The sequence below is a fragment of the Stenotrophomonas sp. AS1 genome (assembly GCF_048957655.1).
Classification (GTDB): Bacteria; Pseudomonadota; Gammaproteobacteria; order Xanthomonadales; family Xanthomonadaceae; genus Stenotrophomonas; species Stenotrophomonas bentonitica_A.
In genome coordinates, this window is the sequence record NZ_JARVXM010000008.1 from 437,257 (window position 1) to 462,357 (window position 25,101).

General features: G+C 68.6%; 22 protein-coding genes. 10 read left to right on the forward strand and 12 right to left on the reverse strand.

The genetic code is table 11. The annotated features are described in order from the left end of the window. Positions 1 to 3 precede the first annotated feature (3 nt). The 3 genes from PV764_RS16565 to PV764_RS16575 form a co-directional block, all read right to left on the reverse strand. Positions 4 to 1,521: an alpha/beta hydrolase gene (locus tag PV764_RS16565; RefSeq protein WP_390330373.1), complete on the reverse strand. Its 1,518-nt coding sequence runs from the start codon at positions 1,519 to 1,521 to the stop codon at positions 4 to 6. Positions 1,522 to 1,637: 116 nt separating this feature from the next. Beyond that, complete coding sequence (locus PV764_RS16570; protein ID WP_399620578.1) at positions 1,638 to 2,807, reverse strand: GGDEF domain-containing protein; 1,170 nt, start codon at positions 2,805 to 2,807, stop codon at positions 1,638 to 1,640. A 129-nt stretch (positions 2,808 to 2,936) separates the two neighbouring features. Further along, positions 2,937 to 3,686 (reverse strand): ferredoxin--NADP reductase, encoded by a 750-nt coding sequence (locus PV764_RS16575; RefSeq protein WP_083279823.1) that lies wholly within the window; start codon positions 3,684 to 3,686, stop codon positions 2,937 to 2,939. 104 nt (positions 3,687 to 3,790) lie between these two features. Between PV764_RS16575 and PV764_RS16580 the strand changes: the two genes are divergently transcribed. Genes PV764_RS16580 through PV764_RS16595 form a run of 4 tightly spaced genes read left to right on the forward strand, consistent with a single transcriptional unit; the run spans position 3,791 to position 7,387 of the window. Next, positions 3,791 to 4,750, forward strand: a complete 960-nt coding sequence (locus tag PV764_RS16580) for an ABC transporter ATP-binding protein (RefSeq protein ID WP_026070140.1) — start codon at positions 3,791 to 3,793, stop codon at positions 4,748 to 4,750. Beyond that, on the forward strand, positions 4,747 to 5,547 hold the full coding sequence (locus PV764_RS16585; protein ID WP_019185458.1) for an ABC transporter permease: 801 nt from the start codon (positions 4,747 to 4,749) through the stop codon (positions 5,545 to 5,547). Before PV764_RS16580 ends, PV764_RS16585 begins: the two co-directional genes overlap by 4 nt. Beyond that, the gene (panE, locus tag PV764_RS16590; protein ID WP_019185460.1) at positions 5,547 to 6,485 is read left to right on the forward strand and encodes a 2-dehydropantoate 2-reductase; all 939 of its coding nucleotides are present in this window, start codon (positions 5,547 to 5,549) and stop codon (positions 6,483 to 6,485) included. The genes PV764_RS16585 and panE overlap by 1 nt, the downstream gene beginning before the upstream one ends. Before the next feature lie 5 nt (positions 6,486 to 6,490). Then, entirely contained in the window at positions 6,491 to 7,387 is an 897-nt protein-coding gene (locus PV764_RS16595) for an epimerase (RefSeq protein WP_421117114.1), read from the forward strand. A gap of 80 nt (positions 7,388 to 7,467) precedes the next feature. Here the strand turns inward: PV764_RS16595 and PV764_RS16600 are convergent, their stop codons facing one another. Continuing rightward, the gene (locus PV764_RS16600; RefSeq protein WP_284128627.1) at positions 7,468 to 8,265 is read right to left on the reverse strand and encodes a TatD family hydrolase; all 798 of its coding nucleotides are present in this window, start codon (positions 8,263 to 8,265) and stop codon (positions 7,468 to 7,470) included. 104 nt (positions 8,266 to 8,369) lie between these two features. On the opposite strand from PV764_RS16600, the gene hrpB reads away from it, so the two are divergent. After that, positions 8,370 to 10,874 carry an ATP-dependent helicase HrpB gene (gene hrpB, locus PV764_RS16605; protein WP_421117115.1) on the forward strand — a complete coding sequence of 835 codons (2,505 nt, stop codon included), beginning with the start codon at positions 8,370 to 8,372 and terminating at the stop codon, positions 10,872 to 10,874. A 180-nt stretch (positions 10,875 to 11,054) separates the two neighbouring features. Further along, a complete protein-coding gene (locus PV764_RS16610) occupies positions 11,055 to 11,444 on the forward strand; it encodes a hypothetical protein (protein WP_019185464.1) in 390 nt (129 codons plus the stop codon). A 56-nt stretch (positions 11,445 to 11,500) separates the two neighbouring features. On the opposite strand, the gene PV764_RS16615 is transcribed toward PV764_RS16610, so the two are convergent. The 3 genes from PV764_RS16615 to PV764_RS16625 form a co-directional block, all read right to left on the reverse strand. Beyond that, positions 11,501 to 12,043 (reverse strand): pseudouridine synthase, encoded by a 543-nt coding sequence (locus tag PV764_RS16615; protein WP_070426189.1) that lies wholly within the window; start codon positions 12,041 to 12,043, stop codon positions 11,501 to 11,503. Positions 12,044 to 12,113: 70 nt separating this feature from the next. Next, positions 12,114 to 12,374, reverse strand: a complete 261-nt coding sequence (locus PV764_RS16620) for a hypothetical protein (protein ID WP_019185466.1) — start codon at positions 12,372 to 12,374, stop codon at positions 12,114 to 12,116. A 56-nt stretch (positions 12,375 to 12,430) separates the two neighbouring features. Then, positions 12,431 to 13,291 (reverse strand): class I SAM-dependent methyltransferase, encoded by an 861-nt coding sequence (locus PV764_RS16625; RefSeq protein WP_046273984.1) that lies wholly within the window; start codon positions 13,289 to 13,291, stop codon positions 12,431 to 12,433. Positions 13,292 to 13,465: 174 nt separating this feature from the next. Here PV764_RS16625 and PV764_RS16630 point away from each other — a divergent pair, with 174 nt between their 5' ends. Beyond that, positions 13,466 to 14,425 carry an aldo/keto reductase gene (locus tag PV764_RS16630; RefSeq protein ID WP_019185468.1) on the forward strand — a complete coding sequence of 320 codons (960 nt, stop codon included), beginning with the start codon at positions 13,466 to 13,468 and terminating at the stop codon, positions 14,423 to 14,425. A gap of 93 nt (positions 14,426 to 14,518) precedes the next feature. Here the strand turns inward: PV764_RS16630 and PV764_RS16635 are convergent, their stop codons facing one another. Together PV764_RS16635 and PV764_RS16640 are read right to left on the reverse strand one after the other, a co-directional pair. After that, on the reverse strand, positions 14,519 to 15,427 hold the full coding sequence (locus PV764_RS16635; protein WP_019185469.1) for an NAD(P)/FAD-dependent oxidoreductase: 909 nt from the start codon (positions 15,425 to 15,427) through the stop codon (positions 14,519 to 14,521). Beyond that, entirely contained in the window at positions 15,417 to 15,869 is a 453-nt protein-coding gene (locus PV764_RS16640) for an Rrf2 family transcriptional regulator (protein ID WP_019185470.1), read from the reverse strand. The genes PV764_RS16635 and PV764_RS16640 overlap by 11 nt, the downstream gene beginning before the upstream one ends. A 181-nt stretch (positions 15,870 to 16,050) precedes the next feature. On the opposite strand from PV764_RS16640, the gene PV764_RS16645 reads away from it, so the two are divergent. Then, on the forward strand, positions 16,051 to 18,183 hold the full coding sequence (locus PV764_RS16645; protein ID WP_421117116.1) for a methyl-accepting chemotaxis protein: 2,133 nt from the start codon (positions 16,051 to 16,053) through the stop codon (positions 18,181 to 18,183). Between the two features lie 75 nt (positions 18,184 to 18,258). On the opposite strand, the gene PV764_RS16650 is transcribed toward PV764_RS16645, so the two are convergent. Further along, positions 18,259 to 19,161, reverse strand: coding sequence for a LysR family transcriptional regulator (locus PV764_RS16650; RefSeq protein WP_019185472.1), 903 nt, complete (start codon positions 19,159 to 19,161; stop codon positions 18,259 to 18,261). Between the two features lie 127 nt (positions 19,162 to 19,288). Between PV764_RS16650 and PV764_RS16655 the strand changes: the two genes are divergently transcribed. Further along, positions 19,289 to 20,503 (forward strand): MFS transporter, encoded by a 1,215-nt coding sequence (locus tag PV764_RS16655; RefSeq protein WP_421117117.1) that lies wholly within the window; start codon positions 19,289 to 19,291, stop codon positions 20,501 to 20,503. A 164-nt stretch (positions 20,504 to 20,667) separates the two neighbouring features. Further along, positions 20,668 to 21,471 (forward strand): 2,5-didehydrogluconate reductase DkgB, encoded by an 804-nt coding sequence (dkgB, locus tag PV764_RS16660; RefSeq protein WP_019185474.1) that lies wholly within the window; start codon positions 20,668 to 20,670, stop codon positions 21,469 to 21,471. Positions 21,472 to 21,599: 128 nt separating this feature from the next. Here the strand turns inward: dkgB and PV764_RS16665 are convergent, their stop codons facing one another. Both PV764_RS16665 and PV764_RS16670 read right to left on the reverse strand, forming a co-directional pair. Next, a complete protein-coding gene (locus tag PV764_RS16665; protein WP_019185475.1) occupies positions 21,600 to 22,295 on the reverse strand; it encodes an alpha/beta fold hydrolase in 696 nt (231 codons plus the stop codon). Between the two features lie 47 nt (positions 22,296 to 22,342). Then, positions 22,343 to 25,072 (reverse strand): bifunctional acetate--CoA ligase family protein/GNAT family N-acetyltransferase, encoded by a 2,730-nt coding sequence (locus PV764_RS16670; protein ID WP_019185476.1) that lies wholly within the window; start codon positions 25,070 to 25,072, stop codon positions 22,343 to 22,345. Positions 25,073 to 25,101 lie beyond the last annotated feature (29 nt).

Genomic DNA, 25,101 nt, shown 5'->3' on the forward strand with positions numbered 1-25,101 from the left:
GGTTCATGGGGCCCATCCGTTGAACGAGGTGAACGCCGGCACCGGGCTGAGGGTGTCCAGGCAGGTGGCATCGAGCGACTTGGCATCGGCGGTGTCGATGAACTGACCGAGGATGCGCGGCATGCAGCCGGCGTTGATCGTGCCGTGGCCCTGGCCCTTGGCCAGCAGGTGTCGCCCGTTCGGCAGCTGCTTGACGACCTGCTCGGCATAGCGCGGCGGCGTGACCGGATCGAACTGGCCCGACAGCAGCAGCACCGGCAGCGACGAAGCGAACGGCGTGGTGAAATCCTTCGGCCGCGAACCGGCGTTCCACGCCGGGCACGCCGCGAAGAACATGCGCGCCACTTCCGGGCCCAGCACGCGGTCACCCTGCGCACTTTCCTGATAGCGGTCGGCATCCTCGGCGCACAGCACCGACCATTGCATGCCACGGTTCATCTGCACGCCCAGCGTGCGGCTGGCCATCTTGCTCAACGACATCAGCGGCGCATAGCGACCCTGCGCGGCCTCATCGAGCATCACCGGCAGCAGCGAGGACAGTTCCGGCATGTACGAGAACATGAAGGCCAGTCCGGTCACCGAATCGGCGGTCAATACATCGCGCTCGGCCTGGCCGGTGCCCGGATTGCGGTACTCGACCTCGACCGGTGCCTTGGCCAGCGTGGCCATGACGTTGCGCAGCTGGGTGCGGGTATCGACCGGGAAGCGCTGGGCGCAGATCGGATCCTGGCGGCACTGTGCCGACTGCAGGGTGATCGCATCTTCGAAGGTGTTGGCGAAATCGCCGCCGACCACCAGGTCGTTCGGCACCACGCCATCGATCACGACGGTGCGGGTGTGCTGCGGATAATGCGCGGCATACTGCTGTGCCACACGCGTACCGTAGGAGCCGCCGATCACGTTGATCTTGTCCACGCCCAGCGCCTTGCGCACCGCATCCAGGTCGCCGATGGCCTCGGTGGTGGTGTAGAACCGGGTGTCGGCGCGGCCGGTCAAGGACTGCGCGCAGCGACGGGCATAGTCTTCGATCAGGCCCGCGCTCGGCGCGGCGTTCTCGTCCAGCGGCAGCTCCTTGCCCTGCGCATCCAGGCAGGTGAGCGGATTGGATTTGCCGGTGCCGCGCTGATCGATCAGGAAGATGTCGCGCTGCTTGCGCACATCGCGCAGCGCCATGTTCACCGGTGCGGCGACCTCGGTCGCGGCCTGGCCGGGGCCACCGGCGAGGAAGAACACCGGGTCGGCCTTGCCGGCGCCGTCATTGCCGGCCTCCAGCCAGGCGATGTTCAAGCCGATTCTGCGACCGTCGGGTTCGGCCGGATTTTCCGGCACCTGCAGCGTGGCGCACTGTGCCTCCACGTTCGCGCTGGCCTGCGCGCTGGTCAGGGTGCAGGGCTGGAACGCGAGCGTGCCGTACAGGCGTTGAGCGGCAGCCGCGCCGGATGCATCGTCCGGTACCGGCGCGCAGCCGGCACACAGGGCGGCGACCAGCGCACCGGCCAGCCTCAGGTGGTGTGTAGACATCTTCCGTACTTCCCCTTGTTGAAGATCATGCCACCACGACGCGTGGGCGTGGCCGATGTGACCCAACTTACACGGCTGGCCCCGTGCCGGGGAAGGCGGCGGCGTCGCCGTACACCTCACTGCACTGTCAAGGCCACCGCGCTCATGGTGCGGTCGCGGCCGTCGGCCTTGGCCCGGTACAGCGCGGCATCGGCTTCACCGAGCAGGCGCGCCATGTCGCCTGTGCCCTGATCGATCGCCAGGCCGATGCTCGCCGTCACCGGCACCGGCACGCCGTCGAGCCGCGCGGGCGACTCACGCAGCGCCTGGCGCAGGCGATCGGCGCACTGCCGCGCCTGGGCCTGATCGGCCCCCGGCAGCAGCAGGACGAACTCTTCCCCGCCATAGCGGCCCAGCAGGTGCTCGCGATCGGCGACGCAGGTGCTCAGTACGTCGGCGACATGCCGCAGAACCGCATCGCCGGCCAGGTGTCCCCAGCGATCGTTGATCTGCTTGAAGTGATCCACGTCCAGCAGCAGCAACGCCAGGGGTCGCCCGGGGCGGCGGTTGAGCTCCAGCAGGCTGGCACCGTCGGCAAGCACCGCCCCGCGGTTGAGCAGGCCGGTCAGCACGTCGGTGCGTGCCAGTCGCTGCAGGTCCACCAGCATCCGTTCCACCAACAGCAGCACCAGCGCGAAGCACCGCGCCAGCTCCAGGATCAGCCCGACCAGGTAGGTGGCAAAGACCGGCGCACCCGCGCGCAGGAGGTCGTCACCCGCATCCGGGGCCACCGGCAGGAGCAGGCGGACCAGGTACAGCAGGGTCTGCGCGGCAAAGACCACCGCCGCCAGCCGGCAGCTGGTGCGCTGCGCCGGCGGTGCGTGGCGCAGCAGCAGCCAGGTCATCCAGCCGTTGAGCAGGACCGCGAACACGCTGAACACGTGCAGCCGGATGACCAGGCTGGGATGGACCACCAGGAAGAATGCGATCGCGCCAAGATAGGTGGCCATCAATGCCACCGGCTGCCACGCCGGCAGCCGACGGCCAAGATGACGCGCCACGCCGTACAGCATCAGCACGCCGGACAGTGCGACCGCGACGTTGCCGGACAGGATTCCGGCTACATGGGGCAGGTACGGCCGCAGCGCGACCAGGGTCAGGCTGACCGAGAGCATCCACAGGCTGGCCGTCCACAACCGCAGCGCCGGCTGCCGGCGCAGCACCAGCAGCAGCAATGAAAAACCCATGGCGATGCCCAGGCACAGCAGGAAGCCGAGCACGGCAATGGTGGGGAAATCCAGGGGCATCGAGTCAGCCAGGCGGAAGCGGCGCGCGGCGCATCTTACCGCCCGCCACGGTGCAGCGCTGCCCGGTCCGGGACCGGGCAGCGGCGCCTGCCTGCCGCGCACCGGCCAGCGGCGCGCCGGAAAGCGGGGTTACTTGCTGCTGACGTACTTCTCGCGCCGCACCTGCGGGGTCGGCAGGCCGGCCTCTTTCAGCGCCTCGAAGGTCGCATCGACCATGTCCGGGTTGCCGCACAGGTAGGCGATGTCGGTGGCCGCGCTCGGGGCGAACTCGGCCAGGTGCTGCTGCACGTAGCCGTGACGCACGTCCGGATGCGGGTTCTCCGGCAGCTCGCGGGACAGGCACGGCACGTAGCGGAAACCCGGGTGGGCGGCCGCGAAGGCATAGAAGTCCTCGCTGTAGAGGAGTTCGGCCGGTGTGCGGGCACCCTGCAGCAGGACCACCTCCACGCCACGCTCGGCCATGGCGGTGGCCAGCAGCGGCAGCATCGAGCGGTACGGGGTGACCCCGGTGCCGGTGGCGATCAGCAGGTAGCGGGCGTTGTGGTCGCCCGGCTGCAGGCAGAACCGGCCGAACGGACCGCTGGCGCTGACGTGGCCGCCGATGTCCAGGCCCTCGAAGAGGGAGGTGGCGGCACCGCCGGGGACGAAGCTGACCGCGATATCGACCGCATCGCCCGCGCCGAGGGCGTGATCATGAATGGTCGCCAGCGAATAGCTGCGCTTGGTGGCGGTGCCGTCGGCGTACTCGAAATGGACCTGGATGAACTGACCGGGCTGGAAATCCAGCGGCTGGCCGTCATCACGCAGGAACTGGTAATGGCCGACGGTCGGGGCCAGCATGCGCCGGTCGACCAGTTTGAGGGGGAATTGAGCAGGCACGACTTTTCGGGACAGTGTGTAGCCGGGGCAAGCCCTCGGGGTCTTCTATAATAGCCGCTCCCCGCCCCTATCCAGCGCCAGCCCATAGGCGCGAAGGCAAGAGCTTGGCTTCCCAGAACACTTCCGCGCCCACCGCCGTGCCCGCCCTGCGGGTGCGTGACCTCCGCAAAACCTATGACAACGGCACCCAGGCGCTGAAGGGCGTCTCGCTGGACGTGGCCCCGGGCGACTTCTTCGCCCTGCTCGGCCCCAACGGCGCCGGCAAGTCGACCCTGATCGGCATCATCAGCTCGCTGGTGAACCTCAGCGAAGGCCAGGTCGAGGTCTTCGGCAGCGACCTGGTGCGCCACCGCAGCGCCACCATGCGCCTGATCGGCCTGGTCCCCCAGGAAATCAACTTCAACCTGTTCGAAAAGCCCTTCGACATCCTGGTCAACTACGCCGGCTTCTATGGCGTGGCCCGTGCCGAGGCCGAGAAGATGGCCGAAGAGGAGCTCAAGCGCGCCCACCTGTGGGACAAGGCGCAGGTGATGAGCCGCACCCTGTCCGGGGGCATGAAGCGCCGCCTGATGATCGCCCGCGCGATGATGACCCGCCCGCGGCTGCTGATCCTGGATGAACCGACCGCCGGGGTGGACATCGAGATCCGCCGCGACATGTGGCGGGTGCTCAAGGAGATCAACGCCGCCGGCACCACGATCATCCTCACCACGCATTACCTGGAAGAAGCCGAGCACCTGTGCCGGAACCTGGCCATCATCAACCACGGCCAGATCGTCACCCAGGGCCCGATGCGCGAACTGCTGGCCAAGCTGGACGTGGAGGGCTTCCTGTTCGACATCGACGGCAGCCTGCCGGCCCAGCTGCCGGAGATCGAAGGCGCGATCCTGATCGCCACCGACAGCCACACGCTGGACGTGGACATGCCGCGCGCAATGGACCTCAACCGTGTGTTTGACGCCTTGAACGCCGCCGGTATCCGCGTGCGTTCGATGCGCACCAAGAGCAACCGCCTGGAGGAGCTGTTCGTGCGCCTCACCGGCAACCAGGAGAACGTGGCATGAGCAGCACCCCGACCCCGGTCCTGACCGACGGCCAGCGCAACCGCATCGCACTGATGACCATCGTGCGCCGCGAAGTGGCGCGCATCCTGCGCATCTGGGGCCAGACCCTGGTGCCGCCGGCGATCACCATGACCCTGTACTTCCTGATCTTCGGCGGCCTGATCGGCTCGCGCGTGGGCGAGATGGGCGGCTACAGCTACATGCAGTTCATCGTGCCGGGCCTGGTGATGATGAGCGTGATCCAGAACAGCTACGGCAACATCAGCTCGTCGTTCTTCGGCGCCAAGTTCGGCCGCCACGTGGAAGAGCTGCTGGTCAGCCCGATGCCCAACTGGGTGATCCTGTGGGGCTATGTGTCAGGCGCGGTGCTGCGTGGCCTGATGGTCGGCGTGATCGTGTTGATCATCGCCATGTTCTTCACCCCGGTGCGCATTCCGCATCCGCTGGTGACGCTGACCACGGTGCTGCTGGGCGCGACGATCTTCTCACTGGCCGGCTTCATCAACGCGGTGTACGCCAAGAAGTTCGATGACGTGGCGATCGTGCCGACCTTCATCCTGACCCCGCTGACCTACCTGGGCGGCGTGTTCTATTCGGTGAAGCTGCTGCCGACCTGGGCCGAAGCGGCCACGCATGCCAATCCGATCTTCTACATGGTCAACGCGTTCCGCTACGGCCTGCTGGGCACCAGCGATGTGCCGCTGTGGGTGGCCTATGCGCTGATGATCGGCTTCGTGGTGGCGCTGACAGCGCTGGCGCTGTGGCTGCTGAAGCGGGGCGTGGGGATGCGGAGCTGATGCGTATCCTGATCCTCGGCGCCGGCGGGACCGGCGGTTACTTCGGTGGTCGCCTGGCCCAGGCCGGCGTGGACGTCACCTTCCTCGTCCGCCCGGCGCGTGCGGCCCAGCTGGCGGGCGAAGGGCTGGTGATCCGCAGCCCGCTGGGCGATGCGACCTTCCCGGTCAAGCACGTCACCGCCGAGGCGCTGCCTGCGCTGGCGAGCGCTGAGCCCTTCGACCTGGTGATCCTGAGCTGCAAGGCCTACGACCTGGCCAGCTCGATCGAGGCGATCGCCCCGGCGATGGGCCCGCGTACCACGGTGCTGCCGATCCTCAACGGGCTGCGGCATTACGCCGATCTCGACGCACGCTTCGGCCGCGACGCCGTGCTGGGCGGGCTGTGCTTCATCAGCGCGACCAAGGCCAGCGACGGCGCGGTGGTGCATCTGGCGCCGGCGGCCAAGCTGACCTTCGGCGAGCGCGACGGCACCGGCAGCAGCGCGCGCGTGCTGGCGCTGGCGGCGGCCTGCGTGCAGGCGGGCGTGGACCACGTCGCCACCGATGCGATCGGGCAGGAGCAGTGGATCAAATACACCTTCCTGACCACGCTGGCGGCGGCGACCTGCCTGATGCGCGCCGATGTCGGCACGATCGTGGCCACCGATGACGGTGCGGCGATCGTGCGGGGCCTGTACGAGGAGTGCCTGGCGGTGGCCGAGGCGGCCGGCGAGCCGATCCCGGCCAAGGCGCGGGAGATCGCGCTGGCCGCGACCACCCAGTCCGGCTCGGCGTTGAAGGCGTCGATGCTGCGCGATCTGGAGGCCGGCCAACAGGTCGAGGCCGAGCATATCGTCGGCGACATGCTGGTACGGGCACGGGCGGCCGGCCAGGCCGCACCGCTGCTGGCCGTGGCCTATGCGCACCTGCAGGCCTACCAGCAGCAGCGCAGCGCCTGAGCGCCATGCCTGCCGCGCTGCCGTCCCACGTGCTGGTGCTGGGCCTGGGCTATAGCGGGCGGCATCTGGCCGCGCTGCTGCACTCGAACGGGGTGGCCTGCAGCGGCACCGTACGCGATCCGGCCAGTGCGCCGGCGGATGGGCTGCTCCGCCACCGTCTGGTTGCAGGCGAACCGATCAGCGCGGGCCTGCGCGAGGCGATCCGCACGGCCGAGGCCATCGTCTGCTCCGTGCCATCGGATGCAGACGGCGACCCGGCCTTGCGCCTGCTCATCGATGCGCTGGGCGACAGCCCTGCACTACGCTGGGTCGGCTATCTCTCCTCCACCGCGGTCTACGCCGACCGCAATGGCGGTTGGGTCAACGAGACGTCTGCCGCCGATGCAACCGATGCGACCGCCCTGAAGCGCCTGCGCGCGGAACAGCAGTGGCAGGCGTTCGCGCAGGCGCGTGGCATTGCCTCGGCGGTGTTCCGGCTGCCGGGCCTGTATGGGCGCGGGCGCAATGCGCTGGTGCAGTTGGCGCAAGGCAAGGCGAGGCAGGTGGTGCGGCCGGGGCTGGTCTTCAACCGGCTGCACGTGGCGGACCTGGCCAGCGGCGTGCTCGCGGCGATGCAGCGGCCTGCAGGCGCTGCGCTGCATCTGCTGAGCGATGACGAACCGGCGCCGCCACAGGACGTGGTGGCCTACGCCGCGGCGCTGAGTGGACTGCCGCTGCCCGTCGTGCAGGCGTGGGACGCACCCGAGGTGGCCGCCTCACTGCGCCGCTTCTACGCCAGCAACAAGCGCATCGACGGCCGCGCCACGCGCGCGGCATTGCAGTGGCAGCCACGCTTCACCACGTACCGCGAAGGACTGGACGATGCGTGGGCCCACGGCGACGGACGCCCTGCCCTGCGCTAGCCCACGACCGTTGGTCGTGGGTGCGGCGTACCAATGCGGGGTCCGACGCGCGTACCGACCAACGGTCGGTACCTACCTTCTCAAGCCGCGTCCGGGAGCCGGAAGAACGTGCGCGTAGCCGCCGTCGCGTGTGCGGCCGTGATCTCCACGTCCTCCCCGCGGTCGCGCGCCAGCTCTTCGACGATGTGCGACAGGAACATCGGCTCGTTGCGACGGTCTTTCGGCAGTGGCTTGAGCGTGCGCGGCAGCAGGTAGGGCGCGTCGGTCTCGATCATCAGGCGGTCGGCCGGGATATGCTTGACCAGCTCGCGCAGGTGGCCGCCACGGCGTTCATCGCACAACCAGCCGGTGATGCCGATGTACCAGTCCTGGTCCAGGTAATCGAACAGTTCCTGGCGCTCGCCGGTGAAGCAGTGCACCACTGCCGGGGCGAGCTTGCCCTCGAAATTCTTCATCTGCGCCATGAAATCGGCATGCGCGTCGCGCTGGTGCAGGAACAGCGGCTTGCCGTTTTCGGCGGCGAGCTGCAGCTGGCGCTCGAAGGCGCGGTGCTGCGCCGGGCGCGGCGAGAAATCGCGGAAGTAATCCAGCCCGCACTCACCTACCGCCACCACCTCGGCATGCGCGTGCAGCGCGCGCATTTCCGCGTCGCACTCGTCGGTGTATTCCACCGCATGGTGCGGATGCACGCCAGCGGTCGCGTACAGGAACCCCGGGTGCTGGCGGGCCAGCTCCAGCGCCATCGGCGAATGCTCGCGGCTGGCCCCGGTGATCACCATCTGCACCACCCCGGCCTCGCGCGCACGCGCCAGCACGGCGTCGCGGTCGCGATCGAAAGAGTCATGGGTGAGGTTGGCGCCGATATCGATCAGTTGCATGTGGGGCTACAGGACGGGTGACCCCGGGCATTCTACCGTGCTCCCCCGCAATGCCCCGGCGCGCGCGTCTCGCCGCTCCTGCCTGGGCCCCGTATCCTTGCCGCATGACCACCCCGATGTTCCCGATTTCCACACTGCTGCCGCAGATCCTGACCACGCTGGAGCACGGCCCCCGGCTGGTGCTGGAAGCACCGCCCGGCGCCGGCAAGACCACCCAGGTGCCGTTGGCGCTGCTGGATGCACCGTGGCTGGAAGGCCGGAAGATCATCATGCTGGAGCCGCGTCGCGTGGCCGCGCGCAGCGCCGCGCAGTTCATGGCGCGGCAACGCGGCGAAGATGTCGGAGAGACCGTCGGCTATCGCATCCGTTTCGAGAACAGGATCTCCGCGCGGACCCGGATCGAGGTGGTGACCGAAGGCATCCTGACCCGGATGCTGCAGGACGACCCGCTGCTGGAGGGCGTGGGGGCGCTGCTGTTCGATGAATTCCACGAGCGGCATCTGGCCGCCGATCTCGGCCTGGCACTGGCGCTGGATGTGCAGTCGCAGCTGCGCGAGGACCTGCGCATCGTGGTGATGTCGGCCACGCTGGATGGCGAGCGGCTGGCGCAGGCCCTGGATGCGCCGCGCCTGAGCAGCGAAGGCCGCAGCTTCCCGGTGACGGTCGCGCATTTTCCCGCACGTCGCGACGAGGCGCTGGAGCCGCAGGCACGGCGCGCGGTGGAGCAGGCCTTGGCCGAGCATCCTGGCGACGTGCTGGTGTTCCTGCCTGGCCAGCGCGAGATCACGCGCGTGCAGACCGCGCTGCAGGCCGTGCTCGACCCCGCCGTGCAGGTGCTGCCGCTGCACGGCGAGCTGCCGGTGGACCAGCAATCGCAGGTCCTGCAGCCTGACCCGGGCGGTCGCCGCCGGGTGGTACTGGCGACCAACGTGGCCGAATCCTCGGTGACCCTGCCCGGCGTGCGCGTGGTGATCGATGCCGGTCTCGCACGCGAGCCGCGCTACGACCCCAATAGCGGCTTCGCGCGCCTGGACGTGGTGAACATCGCGCAGGCCTCGGCGGACCAGCGTGCCGGCCGCGCAGGCCGTGTGGCCGAGGGCTGGGCGTGGCGGTTGTGGCCGCAGTCGCAGCGGTTGGAGGCACAGCGCCGGCCAGAGATTGCGCAGGTGGAACTGGCCTCGCTGGCACTGGAACTGGCCGCCTGGGGCAGCGACGACCTGCGCTTCGTCGATACACCGCCGGCCGGTGCCCTGGCCGCCGCCCGTGAACTGCTGCAGCGCCTGGGTGCGCTCAGCGACAGCGGCACGCTGACCCCGCTGGGCCGGCGCATGCTGACGCTCGGCACGCATCCGCGGCTGGCCGCAATGCTGATGGCGGCCGGCACGGGTATCGAACAGGCGTTGGCCTGCGATCTGGCCGCGCTGGTGGAAGCGCGCGATCCGCTGCGGCAAGGGGGTGATGCACTCGCCGCGCGGTGGCGTGCGCTGGCGGCGTTCCGCCAAGGGCGCGTGCCACCCGACGCCAACCGCGGCGGCCTGGCGGCGATCGATGCCGCCAGCAAACAATGGCGGCGACGCCTGCGCTGTGATGCCGCGCCTCCTTCCTCAGTCGAAGCGCATCAACTCGGTGACCTGCTCGCCCATGCATTTCCGGACCGGATCGCCGCCCGCCATCCGACCGATCCGCTGCGCTATCTGCTGGCCAATGGCCGCAGCGCGCGCCTGTTCGATCCCAGCGATCTGCGTGGCGAACCGTGGCTGGTCGCCGTGGAGCTGCGCTACGAGGCACGCGATGCGTTGCTGCTGCGCGCCGCGCCGGTGGACGAGAACCGCCTGCGCCGTGATTTTCCCGATCGCTTCAAACAGGAAGACGTGGTGCGCTGGGATGGTGAAAAGCGTGCCTTGGTCGCGCGACGGGAAACCCGCTTCGACCGCATCGTGCTGGACAGCCGCTCGGCCGGCCGCGTGGATCCTGCACACGCCGCGCAGGCACTGACTGAAGCGGTTGCCGAACTTGGGCTGGATGCGTTGCCGTGGACCGAGGGGCTGCGCCAGTGGCAGGCACGTGTACTGGCGGTGCGGGCATGGATGCCGGAGCTGGAACTGCCGGATGTCTCCGACGCAGCGCTGTTGGCGACGCTGCCGACCTGGCTGACCCCCGCATTCAACGGCAGGACCCGCCTGGACGCGCTCGACGAATCCACCTTGGGTGAAGCGCTGAAATCACCGCTGCCGTGGGCGCAACGCCAGCTGATCGATCGCCATGCCCCGGCGCGCATCACCGTGCCTTCCGGGATGGAGCGCCCGATCCATTATGCGCTCGATGCCGATGGCGTCACGCCGCAGGCACCGGTGCTGGCGGTCAAGCTGCAGGAACTGTTCGGCCTGAGCGACACCCCGCGCATCGCCGATGGCCGCATCCCGCTGACGCTGCATCTGCTTTCCCCAGGCGGCCGGCCGCTGCAGGTCACCCAGGACCTGCGCAATTTCTGGGCGAACACCTATGCCGAAGTGAAGAAGGAAATGAAGGGCCGCTATCCCAAGCATCCGTGGCCGGATGATCCGTGGACGGCCACGGCCACACACCGGGCCAAGCCGCGCGGGACGTGAGCGCGCCTCCGCCGCCATCGCGTTGCCCCCATTCATGGCTGCTACCTGACCGGCACCACACGCCCCGCTGACCGGGCTGCACCGAGACGCTACAGTCATGACCTGGCCGTCTCCGGCGGATAACACCGCGTACACGGCCATCGCGCGACACTGGATCAGAACCGAGGCAAAGGACCCCCCATGAGCAGATTGACCGTGATTACCGACCGCGCCCTCGAGCGCGCCCTGGACATCGCCAGCACCGCTGGTGACGGCCTCAAGCATGCCGGCAGCAACCTGCGCCACTTCGGCCCGCAGGCCACCGACTGGATCAAGACCGGCGCGGCGCTGGGCGCAGTCAAGACCGGCAGCAAGGTCGCCGCCAAGGTGGTGCGCCGCAATCCGGCCGTGACCATCGCCGCCGCCGCTGTCGGCGTCGGCCTGCTGGGCTACGCGCTGTACCGCAAGCAGCAGAAGAAGAAGCTCGCCAACGGCGGCGTGGTGAACGGCCAGGCGCAGCGCATCAGCGCCCGCAACCGCCGCAACGACACCGTGGTGGATGAAACCAGCGATATCGGCAGCGACGCCTGATCGGCTGACGCTTCACCGGATCCGCATGGAAACCGCCGGCCTCAGCCGGCGGTTTTTTATTGTCCGATCTCCCGCCATTGCCCGGGTTGCAGATCGCCGATCGCATGCGCGCCCATGGAAACCCGGACCAGGCGCAGCGTCGGCAGGCCGACCGCTGCGGTCATCCGCCGCACCTGCCGGTTACGGCCCTCGCGCAGCGTGATCGCCAGCCACGCATCGGGCACCGTCTTGCGGAAGCGGACCGGCGGCGTGCGTGGCCACAGTTCGGGTGCGGGCTCCAAGCGCTCGACACCGGCCGGCAATGTGGGGCCATCGTTGAGCAGCACGCCTCGGCGCAACGCCTGGACCTGCTCATCGGTCACCGTACCTTCCACCTGCACCCAGTAGGTCTTGTCGGCCTTGTGCCGCGGATCGGTCAACTGGTGGGCCAGGCCGCCATCGTCGGTGAGCAGCAGCAGGCCTTCGCTGTCGTAATCCAACCGCCCGGCGGCATACACCGCCGGTGGCAGACCGAAGCCGGCCAGCGTCGCGCGCGGCGGCTGGCTGCGGTCGGTGAACTGGCACAGCACATTGAACGGTTTGTTGAAGGCGATCAGCATCGGGGCGACAGCGGCGGTGGGGTGGTCCATTGTCCCATCCCCACGCCGACGCCGCGATCCGCGGCGAACGTTATCCGATGATCTTCATTTTGAGCAGGAAGTAGACCAGCACCAGCACCACGCCGCAGACAGTGGCGATGCGGGCTTGCCGTGCCCGGGACCCGGTGGCGGGCGCATTGAACGCGCGACGCCCGTCCAGGGCTGCACCGGCGAGCAGGAGCCCGAAACCGGCGGCCCCCATCAGGTCATAGCCGTTGCGGCCATAGAACACGAAATCAACGATCTTGATCAGCGTGACCACCGCCAACGCGATCAACAGCAGCTTCTTCAAAAGTGCTTTCCTCTACCTTCCCTGGAACGCGCGGGCCATAGCCCGCGCGCGATGTGTTACTTGCCCGGCTTCACGAAGCGCAGCGTCATGCGGTCGCTTTCGCCGATCGCCTGGTACTTGGCTTCATCTGCCGCGTCATGCTGGTTGGTCGGCGGCAGCGTCCACACGCCGTTCGGATAATCCTTGGTGTCGCGCGGGTTGGTGTTGATCTCGCTGCTGCCGGCCAGTTCGAAACCGGCGGCCTTGGCCATCGCGATCACCTGCTGCTGGCCGACATAACCGGTCTTGTCGTCGGCCGGCACATCGGCCTTGGCGCGGTGCTCCACCACGCCGAGCACGCCGCCCGGCTTGAGCACCGAGAAGAAGCCCTTGAACATGCCTTCAGCCTGGCCGCTGCTGCGCCAGTTGTGCACGTTGCGGAAGGTCAGCACGACATCGGCCGAGTTGGCCGGACCGAACACCGGGGCCTTCGGGTCATAAGCCACCACACGGCTCTTGCCGAACACGCTGGCGCCAGCGGCGAACTTCTTTTCCAGGCCCTCGCGACTGCGCTGCTGGTAATCACGGCCACGCCCCTCCGGCACGGCCGCCGGGTCGACCACCGCGGCTACGTACTGGCCCTTGTCGTGCAGCAGCGGCGCGAGGATTTCCGAGTACCAGCCGTTGCCCGGGGTGATCTCGATGACGGTCTGGCCCGGCGCGACACCGAAGAACGACAGGGTCTGCGCTGGATGGCGGTAGGCATCGCGCTTGACGTTGGCCGGATCGCGGCGGCTGTCCTGCACGGCCTTCTGCACGGCCGGGGTGATCGCGACCTGCGCGTTCGGGCCGGCGGGCTTGATGGCCATCGCGGGCGCGGCAAGCATCAGGGTGGAGACAGTGAACAGGCAGGCACAGGTCAACGAACGGGCTTTCATCGGCGGGGCTTCCGGTAACGGGATGCGGCGAGACTAGCAGCCAAGCGTGCACAGGTGTTCACAAAGCGTTAGTGCGACGCAGCAATCCAGAACACTGTTTTGTGCCTGCTGCCGCAACGCTGTCACCACCCCGGCCGTATCCTGTGGAAACGATTCCCAGGGAGAACATCACCCATGACTGCTACGCGCGAACTCGGTCGTTCCGGCCTCCATGTCGCCCCCATCGCCTTCGGCGGCAATGTCTTCGGCTGGAGTGCGGACGAGAAGACCTCCTTCGCCCTGCTCGATGCCTTCGTCGAGGCCGGCTTCAACCTGGTCGATACCGCCGATGTCTATTCGGCGTGGGTGCCCGGTAACCAGGGCGGCGAGTCGGAAACCATCCTGGGCCGCTGGTTCAAGCACAGCGGCAAGCGCGACAAGGTGGTGCTGGCGACCAAGGTGGCCAAGTGGTCCGAACACCCGGGCCTGTCGGCCGACAACATCACCGCCGCCGTGGAGGATTCGCTGCGCCGCCTGCAGACCGACGTGATCGATCTGTACCAGGCGCACGAAGATGATGAATCCACCCCGCTCGAATCCACGCTGGCTGCTTTCGGTCGCCTGATCGAACAGGGCAAGGTGCGCGCGATCGGTGCGTCCAACTACAGCGCCGAGCGCCTGCGCGATGCCTTGAAGGTCTCGGCCGATTACAAGCTGCCCCGCTACGAGACGCTGCAGCCGGAGTACAACCTGTACGACCGCGCCGGTTATGAAGCCGGGCTGGAAGCGGTAGTGCGCGAAGCGCAGCTCGGCGTGATCAGCTACTACTCGCTGGCCAGCGGCTTCCTCAGCGGCAAGTACCGCAGTGCCGCCGATGCGGGCAAGAGCAGCGCGCGCGGCCAGAGCGTGGTGGACAAGTACGTCAATCCACGTGGCCTGCGCATCCTCGGCGCACTGGACGACGTCGCCAGCACGCATGGCGTGAGCCCGTCGCAGATCGCGATCGCCTGGTTGATCGCCCGCCCGGGCATCACCGCGCCGATCGTCAGCGCCACCAGTGTCGAGCAGTTGAACGATGTGCTGGCCGCCGCGAAGGTCGCGCTGTCGGCGCAGGAAGTGCAGCAGCTGGATGCGGCGAGCGCCGAACAGGCCTGAGCCCACCGCCATGGATGACGGACAGCCGCCGCAGGGCGGCTGTTTCCGTGTGGGGCGGGCGCTCGGTTTCCGGCCCGGCCGAGCGCCCTCGCCTTATCGGTTGGCCCGGCTGTCCTCGGCGACCAGCGCGTGGTGCAGGCTGACGCCGGCGCGCACGCCTTCGGCACTGGCCAGGCTGATGTTGCCGACCAGCGTTGCATCGCCCGCGGCATAGATGCCGGGCACGCTGGTCTGCTTGCCCGGGTCGACCTGGACCAGCACGCCGACCGGGCTGTCCTCCAGCACGCAGCCCAGCTGTTCCACCAGGGGGGTCGCCATATGCTGGCGCGCGGTGACGAACAGCGCGCGCAGTTCAACCCGGCGGCCATCGGCGAGCACGGCAGCGCTCAGCGCCGGTGCCTCCCCTTCGAGACCGATCACCGCCTCGTGCTCGATGCCGACCCCGCGGTGCTGCAGGGCGGCGAGTTCCTCCGGTGCCAGTGTCATGCCGTGCGCGAACAGGGTGACGTTGCCCCAGTCCGCGAGCAACGCGGCCATCGTGGCGGATTTCTCATGCCCGCCCAGCAGGCCGATCGCGCCGCCGCCGATTTCATAGCCATGGCAGTACGGGCAGTGCACCACGCTGTGGCCCCAGCGCTCGGCCAGGCCGGGCAGTTCGGGCAGTTCATCGGCGATGCCGGTGGCCAGCAGCAGCTTGCGCGTGGCCCAGGTGTCACCGTTGGCGGTGCCGACCACGAAACCATCCACGGTCGTCTGGGCCGTGCTGACCGTATCGTTGACCCAGCGCACCGTCGGGTAGTCCAACAGCTGCGCCTTGGCGTTGCGCAGCAGCTCGGCGCCGGCGATGCCATCCTGGCCCAGCACGCCCTGGGAATGGGCGGCGAAGCGGTTGCGCGGCAGGCCGCTGTCGATCACCAGGATCTCGCGGCGCGCACGCGCCAGGATCAGGGCCGCGGACAGGCCGGCGAAACTGCCGCCGACGACAATCGCATCAAACGTCATGGGGAACTCCTGCAGCGTGGTGGGCCAGGTGGCGGGCGAATTCTTCGCCCAGCGTGGCCAGGGTGGTGTCACGCAGGCGGGCCTCGAGCAGCGCCTGGGCCTGGCGGTAACTGTCGTCCAGCGCCTCGTTGACCACGCGCTGCACCGGGCAGCCGCGCCCGGTCTCGCGCGCACCGGTGTGCAGCAGGGGGGGCGCACCGATGGCGACATACACGTCGTGCAGGGTGATCTGCGCCGGTGCCCGCGCCAGTTGGCTGCCGCCGCCGTGGCCCCGCACCGTGGTCACCAGACCGCCCTTGTGCAGGGCGGACAGCAGGCGACGGATGACCACGGGGTGGGTGGGCAGGCAGGTCGCGAGCTGCTCGGAGGTGCGCGGGCCGTCCTGGCCGACCAGATGGGCCATCACATGCAGCGCGTCGGAAAACTGGTTACTGGATTTCATGTAACTACAATAGTTACATATCGCTAGCGCGTCCAGTCCTGTTTTGTTCCATATGCGAGCAAATTTCATCTACACGCCATCGTCACAACGTTTAATGGAACGGTAACCGTGATTGGCGTCGCACTTCAGGCCTTCTCCGGCAGACCGATACCGCATCGCCCTTCCTTACTTTTGATCTCTCATGACGTCCTCCGCACCGGCGCGTCCACGCGCCCTGAGTCTTCAATTCAAACTGCTGGGCGCGCTGTCGCTCGGCCTGGTCATCATCGTGCTGGCGGCCCTGGCCGGGCTGGGGTCGGCCTGGCGGAACCTGTCGGCCGAGGTGCCGGTCGAGGTCGCCCGCAAAGCGCAGGCCGAGCTGCTGCAGCGCGAGTTCCGGCTGCAGGTGCAGGAGTGGAAGAACGTGTTGATCCGCGGCGCCGATGAAGCGCTGCGCGAGCGCCACCTGGCGGCGTTCGATGCGGAAGGACGCCGCATTGAAGCCCTGGCCAGCACGCTGGCGACCAGCCGCGATGAACAGACACGCACGCTGGCCAACCGGTTCCTGGCCGAGCACCGCGCATTGGAGGACCGCTACCGCGGCGCGCTGGAGGCGTTCGCGGCCAGTGGCTATGACACCCAGGCCGGCGACGCGCTGGTGCGCGGCGCCGACCGCGCCGTGGGCGCCACGCTGGATGCCCTGGCGGCGCGCGCCAGCGAACGGGCCGAGTACGAGACCAGTGCAACCTCCGAGCGCGCACGCGCCGCGCTGGTCGCCTCGGCCATGGTCACGGCGCTGGCGGCGCTGGTGCTGCTGGCCGTGCTCACCCTGTGGCTGCGGCGCGCGGTGATCGCCCCGGTGGTCGCGGTCGAAGCCGCGGCCCGCGCGGTGGCGCGCGGCGATCTGGAGCATGTGGTGGTGGTGCGCAGCGGCGATGAGATCGGTCGCCTTGGCACCGCGATGCGCGAGGTTACCCAGACCCTGAAGGGCGTGCTGGCCGCGCAGGCGACGATGGCCCAGCGCCACGACGCCGGTGAAATCAGCTACCGCATGGACGCCACGGCATTCCCGGGCGGCTATGGGCAGATGGTCCGCGACACCAACACCCTGGTCGCCAACCACATCCAGGTGAAGCTGCGGGCGATCGAGATCATGGGCCACTACGCGGTCGGTGATCTGTCGGTGGACATGGAACGCCTGCCCGGCGAGAAGGCGGTGATCACCCAGGCGCTGGATACCGCCAAGGCCAACCTCGGTGCGATCAATGCCGAGATCAAACGATTGGCGGCGGCAGCGGCCGTGGGCGATTTCAGCCAGCGCGGCGATGAGGCACGCTACCAGCACGACTTCGGCGAGATGGTCGGCGGCCTCAACCGCCTGATGCAGACCACCGAGCAGGATCTGGGCGAAGTGTCGCGCGTGCTGCAGGCGATCGCCGGGGGTGACCTGAGCGCGCGCATGCACGGCGACTTCCACGGCGTGTTCGCGCGCATGCGCGATGACATGGCGCGTACCACCGGTCAGCTGACCACCATCGTTGGCCACATCAAGCACGCCGCGCAGTCGATCCAGACCGCCGCCGGCGAGATCGCCGCGGGCAACAGCGACCTGTCGCGCCGCACCGAACAGCAGGCCGCCAACCTGGAAGAAACCGCCGCCTCGATGGAGGAACTCACCTCCACCGTGCGCCAGAACGCCGAGCATGCGCGCCAGGCCAACCAGCTTTCGATCAACGCCGCCTCGGTCGCTTCGCAAGGCGGTGAGGTGGTCGGCCAGGTGGTCACCACGATGGGGGCGATCCAGGCCTCGTCGCGGCAGATCGCCGAGATCATCAGCGTCATCGACGGCATCGCGTTCCAGACAAACATCCTTGCGCTCAACGCTGCGGTGGAAGCGGCGCGCGCCGGCGAGCAGGGCCGCGGCTTTGCGGTGGTCGCCAGCGAAGTGCGCACGCTGGCGCAGCGCTCGGCCAGCGCGGCCAAGGAGATCAAGGGGCTGATCGATCAATCCGTCACCGATGTCGACAGCGGCGCCGCACTGGTGAAGCAGGCCGGGCAGACCATGGGCGAGATCGTCGGCAGTGTGCAGCGCGTCACCGACATCATGGCCGACATCGCAGCCGCCTCGCAGGAACAGTCCGCCGGGATCGAGCAGGTCAACCAGACCGTGGTGCAGATGGACGAGACCACGCAGCAGAACGCAGCGCTGGTGGAAGAAGCTTCGGCGGCGGCGCGCAGCATGGAAGACCAGGCGCTGGCCCTGAACGCGGCGGTGGATGTGTTCGTGCTGGATGCCGGGCGCGGTGCGATGGGCGGATTGGCGCGGGCGGCGTAATGCAGCCGTCGTGCCGGCCGCTGGCCGGCAGCCGCACGCAGTGGGCGTCGCGGGGGAGCCGGCCAGCGGCCGGCACTACCGGACGTAGGGCGTGCCGACCATGGCCTGCGCCAGGTGATCGAGGAAGGAGCTGATCCGCGCCGAGACCGCCGTGTTGCGGTAGTACACGGCGTGGATCGGCTGGCGGACCTCCACGGTGATATCCGGCAGCACCTGCACCAGGGCGCCGGCCTCGCGGTCGCGGTGGGTCATGAAATCAGACAGGCTGACGATCCCGACCCCTTCCAGCGCCAGCCGGCGCAGCGTTTCGCCGCTGGAGACCGCCACCGCCGGGCGCACGTGCAGCAGCGCGTCGGTCGCCCCGGGCAGCGGCCAGTGATTGAGCGAGTCAGGCTCGTTGAAGCCGAGCAGGGTGTGCCCCGCCAGCGCCGCCACGTCGCGCGGGGTACCGTGCTGCGCCAGATATGCCGGGCTGGCCATCACGCGCAGCCGGCTGTGGGCCAGCGGCCGCGCGTGCAGGGTGGAATCGGCCAGCGGCCCGATCCGGATCGCCACATCGGTGCGCCGCTCCAGCAGATCGATGTAGCGCTCGCTGCTGTTGAGCTCCAGCGCCACCTCGGGATAGCGCGCGCGGTAGCTGGCCACCAGCGGGGCGATCACGTGCAGGACGAACGGCATCGCCGCATCCACGCGCAGGCGCCCGGCCGGTCGCTCACGGCGTGCGGCGATCTGCTCTTCGGCCGCCTCCACCGAGGCCACGATCGCGCGTGCCTGGGCCAGGAAAGCGTCGCCCTCCTCGGTCAGCTGAAGGCGACGGGTCGTCCGCGTGAGCAGGGTGGTGCCGAGCTTTTCTTCCAGCCGGCCCAGCGCGCGGCTGACCCCGGAGGTGGTCTGGCCCAGCTGTTCGGCGGCAGCGGTGATCGACCCGCTGTCGATCACGGCGATGAAGGCCTGCATTTCATCAAGGGTGGTTTTCATGGCGGTGACACGGCGGGAGACCGCCCATTATTGACCATGAAGCAACAGTGATTGGCGTGAAGGCCGCTTTTTCCGCAAGAATGCGGCGCGCAGACTGCGCAGCCTCACTTCCCACCGGTATCCGTCCATGTCCCGTGGTATCCCTTTGGCCTTGTTGGCGCTGACGCTGGGTGCGTACGCCATCGGCACGACTGAATTCGTCATCGTCGGCCTGATTCCGACGATCGCCGCCGACCTCGGCGTCACCCTGCCCTCGGCCGGCCTGCTGGTGTCGCTGTACGCACTGGGCGTGGCGGTCGGTGCCCCGGTCCTCACCGCGCTGACCGGCCGGGTGCCGCGCAAGACCCTGCTGGTCGCGCTGATGCTGCTGTTCACGCTCGGCAACGTGATCGCCTGGATGGCGCCGGGCTATGGCTCGCTGATCGTCGCGCGCGTGCTCACCGGCCTGGCGCACGGCGTGTTCTTCTCGATCGGCTCGATCATCGCCACCTCGGTCGTGCCCAAGGAGAAAGCGGCCAGGGCGATCGCGATCATGTTCACCGGCCTCACCGTGGCCCTGGTCACCGGCGTGCCGCTGGGCACCTTCATCGGCCAGCACCTGGGCTGGCGTGCGACCTTCCTCGCGGTGGCCGCGCTGGGCGTGATCGCGCTGATCGGCAGCCTGCTGTTCGTGCCACGCAACCTGCAGCGCAGCGCGCCGGCGACCTTCGGCCAGCAGCTGTCGGTGCTGGCGCAGCCGCGCCTGCTGCTGGTGTATGCGATCACCGCGCTCGGCTACGGCGGCACCTTCCTGTCGTTCACCTACCTGGCGTCGATCCTGCAGGACGTCACCGGTTTCTCGGCCAATGCGGTCAGCGGCGTGCTGCTGGTCTATGGCGTGTCGGTGGCGATCGGCAACCTGTGGGGCGGCCGCCTGGCCGACCGCCGCGGTCCGATCCCGGCACTGAAGCTGATCTTCGCCCTGCTGGCGGCCGTGCTGTTCGTGCTTACCTTCACCGCCTACAACACCTGGCTGGTGCTGCTGACCGTGCTGGCGCTGGGCGCGGTGGCGTTCGGCAACGTGCCGGGGCTGCAGGTGTATGTGGTCAAACAGGCACAGCGTTTCGCTCCGCAGGCCGCCGATGTGGCCTCGGGCCTGAACATCGCCGCCTTCAACGTCGGCATCGCGCTCGGTGCTTCACTGGGTGGCCTGGTGGTCGATCACTTCGGCCTGATGCACACCCCGTGGCTGGGCGCGCTGGTGGTGATGGGCGCCTTCGGCCTGACCGCGTTGAGCGGCCGCCTGGACCGCCGCGATGGGGTGGCCGACCGCGCCGAAGGCATCGCCGTGAGTGCGCATTGAGGGATTCCGGTCGCGGACCCGTGACAGCAGCCGACCAACGGTCGGCTCCACCTGACAGACGACCAACGATTCGTTCCATGCAACCACAGCCGACCCACGGTCGGCTCTACCGTCGCTTTACGGTGCACGGCGTAGCCTGCACCTCACCCCATGAAGGAGTTTCCATGAGCATTCCCGCATTCGGCCTCGGCACGTTCCGACTGAAAGGCCAGACCGTCATCGATTCGGTGCGCAACGCGCTGGACGTCGGCTACCGCGCCATCGATACCGCGCAGATCTACGAGAACGAGGCAGAGGTCGGCCAGGCCATCGCCGAATCCGGCGTGGCACGCGATGAGCTGTTCATCACCACCAAGATCTGGATCGCCAACTTCCACCACGACGCGCTGCTGGACAGCCTGCGCGAGAGCCTGCGCAAGCTGCGCACCGACCATGTCGAGCTGACCCTGATCCACTGGCCCTCGCCGAAGGATGCCGTGCCGATGGCCGAGTATCTGGGTGCATTGGCCGAGGCGAAGTCGCAGGGCCTGACCCGGCAGATCGGCATCTCCAACTTCACCGTCGCCCAGACCCGCCAGGCCATCGAGATCCTGGGGGCCGGGGCGATTGCCACCAACCAGATCGAAGTCCACCCGTACCTGCAGAACCGCGCGTTGATCGCGTTCCTGAAGGACCAGGGCATCCATGTCACCGCGTACATGAGCCTGGCCTACGGCGAAGTACTCAAGGACCCGGTCATCCAGGCCATCGCCGAGCGTCACCAGGCCACCCCGGCCCAGGTCGCGCTGGCGTGGGCGTTGCAGCAGGGCTTTGCGGTGATTCCGTCCTCGACCAAGCGCGACAACCTGGCCGGCAACCTGCTCGCGGCCGACCTGCGTTTGAGCAATGAGGACATGGCGCAGATCGCCACGCTGGATCGCGGGCATCGCCTGGCCAATCCGGAAGCGATCGCGCCAGCCTGGGATTGATCGGCAGGGTCCGAGGGTTGGTCGGGCGTGGGTGGGTGCGTGCCGACCAACGGTCGGCACCTACCGGAAGAGCCAGCGCCCGATCAACGACGTGCGCATCATCGGGAAGCGCCGGCCGCTGGCCGGTATCACCGCAACCAGTCCCGCATTGCGGCGCTGACCTCGTCCGGCTTCTCCATCGGGGCCAGATGCCCGCAGTCGGGCAGCACCACCAGGTGCGAGTGCGGCACCAGCGCATGCATCTCCTCGCTGATCGCCAGCGGGGTGATGCGGTCGTTCGCACCACACACGACCAACAGTGGATCGCGGTACCCGGCCAGCACGTCGTGGCCATCCACCCGATCCAGGGCGCTCTGGCGCAGGAACACCTCCGCACCCAGCCGCGCGGTCATGTCGCGTACGCGCTGCACCAGCACATCGTCATCCAGCCGCGAGGCGTCGATGTAGCTGCGCATCAACGTATCGCCGAAGCCGTGGAATTTTCCGGGCAGGCGCACGCTGGCCTGCTGGGTCTGGCGTTGCCTGGCACGCTCGGGCGAGTCGGCATGGATAGAGGTATCGATCAGGGCCAGCCGCAGAACGCGTTCCGGCGCGGTGCGCAGGATCGCCTGCGCCACGAACCCACCCAGCGAGAAACCGGCCAGCGCGAAACGCGCCGGTGCCTGGGCCAGCACGTCATCGACCACCGCCTGCATCGTCTCACCACGGGTCTGGTCGCCGACGATGCAGTCGGCGATATCGGACAGGTCGGCGATCTGCGCGCGCCAGAGTTCAGCGTCGTTGAGCAGGCCGGGGAGCAGCAGCAGGGGGAGGCGATCGGTCATGCCGTATTGTCGCTCCGCCAACGTGCACACGTCGTACCGCGATCGGCTCAGTGCGTTGCAGGATCGGGCGCCTGCGGGACCTGCACATCCTGCACCGGCAGCGTCACCACCATCACCGTCGAATCGTCCGGGTCCAGTCGCGTCTTGAAGCCCAAGCTCTGGCACATCGCCAGCATGGTGCTGTTTTCGCGCAGCACCTGGCCTTCAATGATGTTCAGGCCGAGCCACTGGGCGTACTCGATCATGATCGCCATCAGCCTCCAGCCGATGCCGTGGCCCTTGAGGTCCGAGCGGATCAGGATGCCGTACTCGCCACGGTCGTAGTCCGCATCGGCGTGCAGCCGCACCGCGCCGAGCATGTCGCCGCTGCGCGGGTCGATCGCCACCAGCGCGATGGAGCGCGCGTAGTCGAGCTGGGTCAGGCGTGCGATGAACTCGTGGCTGAAATGCTTCACCGACTGGAAGAAGCGCAGGCGCAGGTCGTCGTCGGTCACGCGGGCGAAGAACGCGCGGAACAGCGCGTCATCCTCGGGGCGGACCGGACGTACGAACGCCGGCGCACCGTCGGACAGGGTAATGGTGCGCTCCCACTCCTTCGGGTACGGAAATACCGCGAAGCGCGGGTGGCCGCGGCCCTTGTGCAGTTTGCGCGAGGGTTCGATCGCCACGCGCGCATCGAGTGCGATCACACCATCGCGGTCGGCCAGCAGCGGATTGATGTCGAGCGTGCGGATCTCGGGAATGTCGGCGGCAAGCTGGGCAAGCTTGACCAGGATCAGCGCGACTGCACGTTCGTCGGCGGCCGGGACATCGCGGTACGCCTTGAGGATGCGTGAGACCCGCGTGCGGCCGATCAGTTCATGCGACAAGCGCAGGTCCAGCGGCGGCAGGGCGATGGCCTTGTCATCGATCACTTCGACCGCGGTGCCGCCGCGGCCGAACACGACCACCGGGCCGAAGGTCGGGTCGTCGGCGATGCCGGCGATCAGCTCGCGGGCCTTGGGCCGCACGATGGTCGGCTGCACCAGCACGCCATCGATACGCGCATCGGGCCGTTTCTCGTGCGCACGCGCGATGATCGAGGTGGCCGCCGCATGCACCGACTGCAGGGTGCTGAGGTTCAAGCGCACCCCGTCCACATCGGATTTGTGCGGAATATCGGCCGAGAACACCTTGATCGCGACCGTGGCGCCCTGCTCCAGCAGCGGCTGGGCCAGGTCCATCGCCTCGTGCGCATCCCGTGCCTGCATCACCGGTGCGGACGGAATGCCATAGGCGCTCAGCAGCTGGTGGGTAGCGATCGGGTCCAGCCACTGCTGGCCGGCGGCAAGCGCAGCCTCCACCAGCGCGCGGGCGCCGGCGGTATCGACCACGAAATCCTCGGGCAGGCTGGGCGGGGTTTCCATCAACGCGGCCTGCGCGTCACGGTAGCGCACCAGATGCTGGAAGCCGCGCACGGCCTCGGCTTCGGTCGGGTAGGTCGGCACACGCGCGGCATTGAGCGTGGCGGTGGCGCGGTCGTCGTTGCCCAGCCACACCGCGAACACCGGCTTGTCGCGGTGATGGCGCGGGCGCAGGCCCAGCGTGCGGGTCAGCGCCTGCGCGGCATCGGCCGAGGAGGTGAACGCGGTCGGCACGTTGACCACCAGGACCGCGTCGTTCTCGGTATCGGACATCAGCGCTTCGATCGCCGCAGCGTAGCGGTCGCCGTCGGCATCGACCACGATGTCGACCGGATTGCTGCGCGACCAGCCCTGCGGCAGCACCGCATCGAGCTGGGCGACGGTGGCCGGCGACAGCTCGGCCAGGCTGCCGCGCAGGGCCAGCAGCTGATCCACCGCCAGCCGCCCTACCCCGCCGCCGTTGCTCAGGATCGCCAGCCGGCGCCCGGGAAAGGTGCCGAGCCGGCCCAGCGTTTCGGCCGCGGTGAACAGTTCGTCCAGCGCGCTGACGCGCAGCAGGCCGGCGCGGTTGAACGCTGCGCCATACACCGCGTCGGCACTGGCCAGCGCCTGTACGTGGGTATCGGCATCGGGATTGATGCGGATATGACGGCCGGACTTGACCACCACCACCGGCTTGGCACGCGCCGCGGCGCGCGCGGCCGACATGAACTTGCGCGCGTCACGGATGTGCTCGACGTAGAGCAGGATCGCGCGGGTGCGGTAATCGGTGGCGAAGTAGTCGAGCAGATCGCCGAAGTCGACATCCAGGGTGTCACCCAGCGAGACCACGGCGGAAAAACCGACCGAGCGTGCCACGCCCCACTCCACCAGGGCCGCGGCGATCGCGCTGGATTCGGAGATCAGGGCCAGATCGCCGGCCTGCGGGAAATGCGCGGCGATGCTGGCGTTCAAGCGCGCGTGCGGGGCGATCACGCCCAGGCAGTGCGGACCGAGTATGCGCAGGCCCTTGGGCCGTGCCGCCGCTTCCACCTGTGCGGCCAGCGAGCCCGGGCCCTCGCCCAGGTTGGCAGTGAGGATGATCGCCGCGCTGACGCCGCGCTCGGCGGCGGTGGCCACCACCTGCGGCACGATGCTGGCCGGGGCGGTGATCACCACCAGCTCGGGCACCCAATCCAGGTCCTTGAGCCGCTTCACGGTGCGGATCCCGTCGATCTCGCTGTACCGCGGGTTGATCCAGGCGACCTTGCCGGGGAAGCCGGTGCCGCGCAGGTTGCGCATCACCGCCCGGCCGGCGGAACGTTCACGCGGGCTGCCGCCGATCACGGCGACCGACTGCGGGCGGAAGACGGCTTGCAGGTGGTAGGTGCTCATGCGACCAGACAGTAACAGGGACGGGGGTG

Bases quoted from the DNA above. Each gene is read 5' to 3' on its own strand.
- PV764_RS16625 (WP_046273984.1), bottom strand. From the start codon at position 13,291: ATGAAAGCCCGTTCGTTGACCTGTGCCTGCCTGTTCACTGTCTCCACC.
- hrpB (WP_421117115.1), top strand. From the start codon at position 8,370: ATGACCACCCCGATGTTCCCGATTTCCACACTGCTGCCGCAGATCCTG.
- PV764_RS16655 (WP_421117117.1), top strand. From the start codon at position 19,289: ATGTCCCGTGGTATCCCTTTGGCCTTGTTGGCGCTGACGCTGGGTGCG.
- PV764_RS16650 (WP_019185472.1), bottom strand. From the start codon at position 19,161: ATGAAAACCACCCTTGATGAAATGCAGGCCTTCATCGCCGTGATCGAC.
- PV764_RS16610 (WP_019185464.1), top strand. From the start codon at position 11,055: ATGAGCAGATTGACCGTGATTACCGACCGCGCCCTCGAGCGCGCCCTG.
- PV764_RS16565 (WP_390330373.1), bottom strand. From the start codon at position 1,521: ATGTCTACACACCACCTGAGGCTGGCCGGTGCGCTGGTCGCCGCCCTG.
- PV764_RS16630 (WP_019185468.1), top strand. From the start codon at position 13,466: ATGACTGCTACGCGCGAACTCGGTCGTTCCGGCCTCCATGTCGCCCCC.
- PV764_RS16635 (WP_019185469.1), bottom strand. From the start codon at position 15,427: ATGACGTTTGATGCGATTGTCGTCGGCGGCAGTTTCGCCGGCCTGTCC.
- PV764_RS16600 (WP_284128627.1), bottom strand. From the start codon at position 8,265: ATGCAACTGATCGATATCGGCGCCAACCTCACCCATGACTCTTTCGAT.
- PV764_RS16595 (WP_421117114.1), top strand. From the start codon at position 6,491: ATGCCTGCCGCGCTGCCGTCCCACGTGCTGGTGCTGGGCCTGGGCTAT.
- PV764_RS16615 (WP_070426189.1), bottom strand. From the start codon at position 12,043: ATGCTGATCGCCTTCAACAAACCGTTCAATGTGCTGTGCCAGTTCACC.
- panE (WP_019185460.1), top strand. From the start codon at position 5,547: ATGCGTATCCTGATCCTCGGCGCCGGCGGGACCGGCGGTTACTTCGGT.
- PV764_RS16665 (WP_019185475.1), bottom strand. From the start codon at position 22,295: ATGACCGATCGCCTCCCCCTGCTGCTGCTCCCCGGCCTGCTCAACGAC.
- PV764_RS16570 (WP_399620578.1), bottom strand. From the start codon at position 2,807: ATGCCCCTGGATTTCCCCACCATTGCCGTGCTCGGCTTCCTGCTGTGC.
- PV764_RS16640 (WP_019185470.1), bottom strand. From the start codon at position 15,869: ATGAAATCCAGTAACCAGTTTTCCGACGCGCTGCATGTGATGGCCCAT.
- dkgB (WP_019185474.1), top strand. From the start codon at position 20,668: ATGAGCATTCCCGCATTCGGCCTCGGCACGTTCCGACTGAAAGGCCAG.
- PV764_RS16645 (WP_421117116.1), top strand. From the start codon at position 16,051: ATGACGTCCTCCGCACCGGCGCGTCCACGCGCCCTGAGTCTTCAATTC.
- PV764_RS16585 (WP_019185458.1), top strand. From the start codon at position 4,747: ATGAGCAGCACCCCGACCCCGGTCCTGACCGACGGCCAGCGCAACCGC.
- PV764_RS16670 (WP_019185476.1), bottom strand. From the start codon at position 25,072: ATGAGCACCTACCACCTGCAAGCCGTCTTCCGCCCGCAGTCGGTCGCC.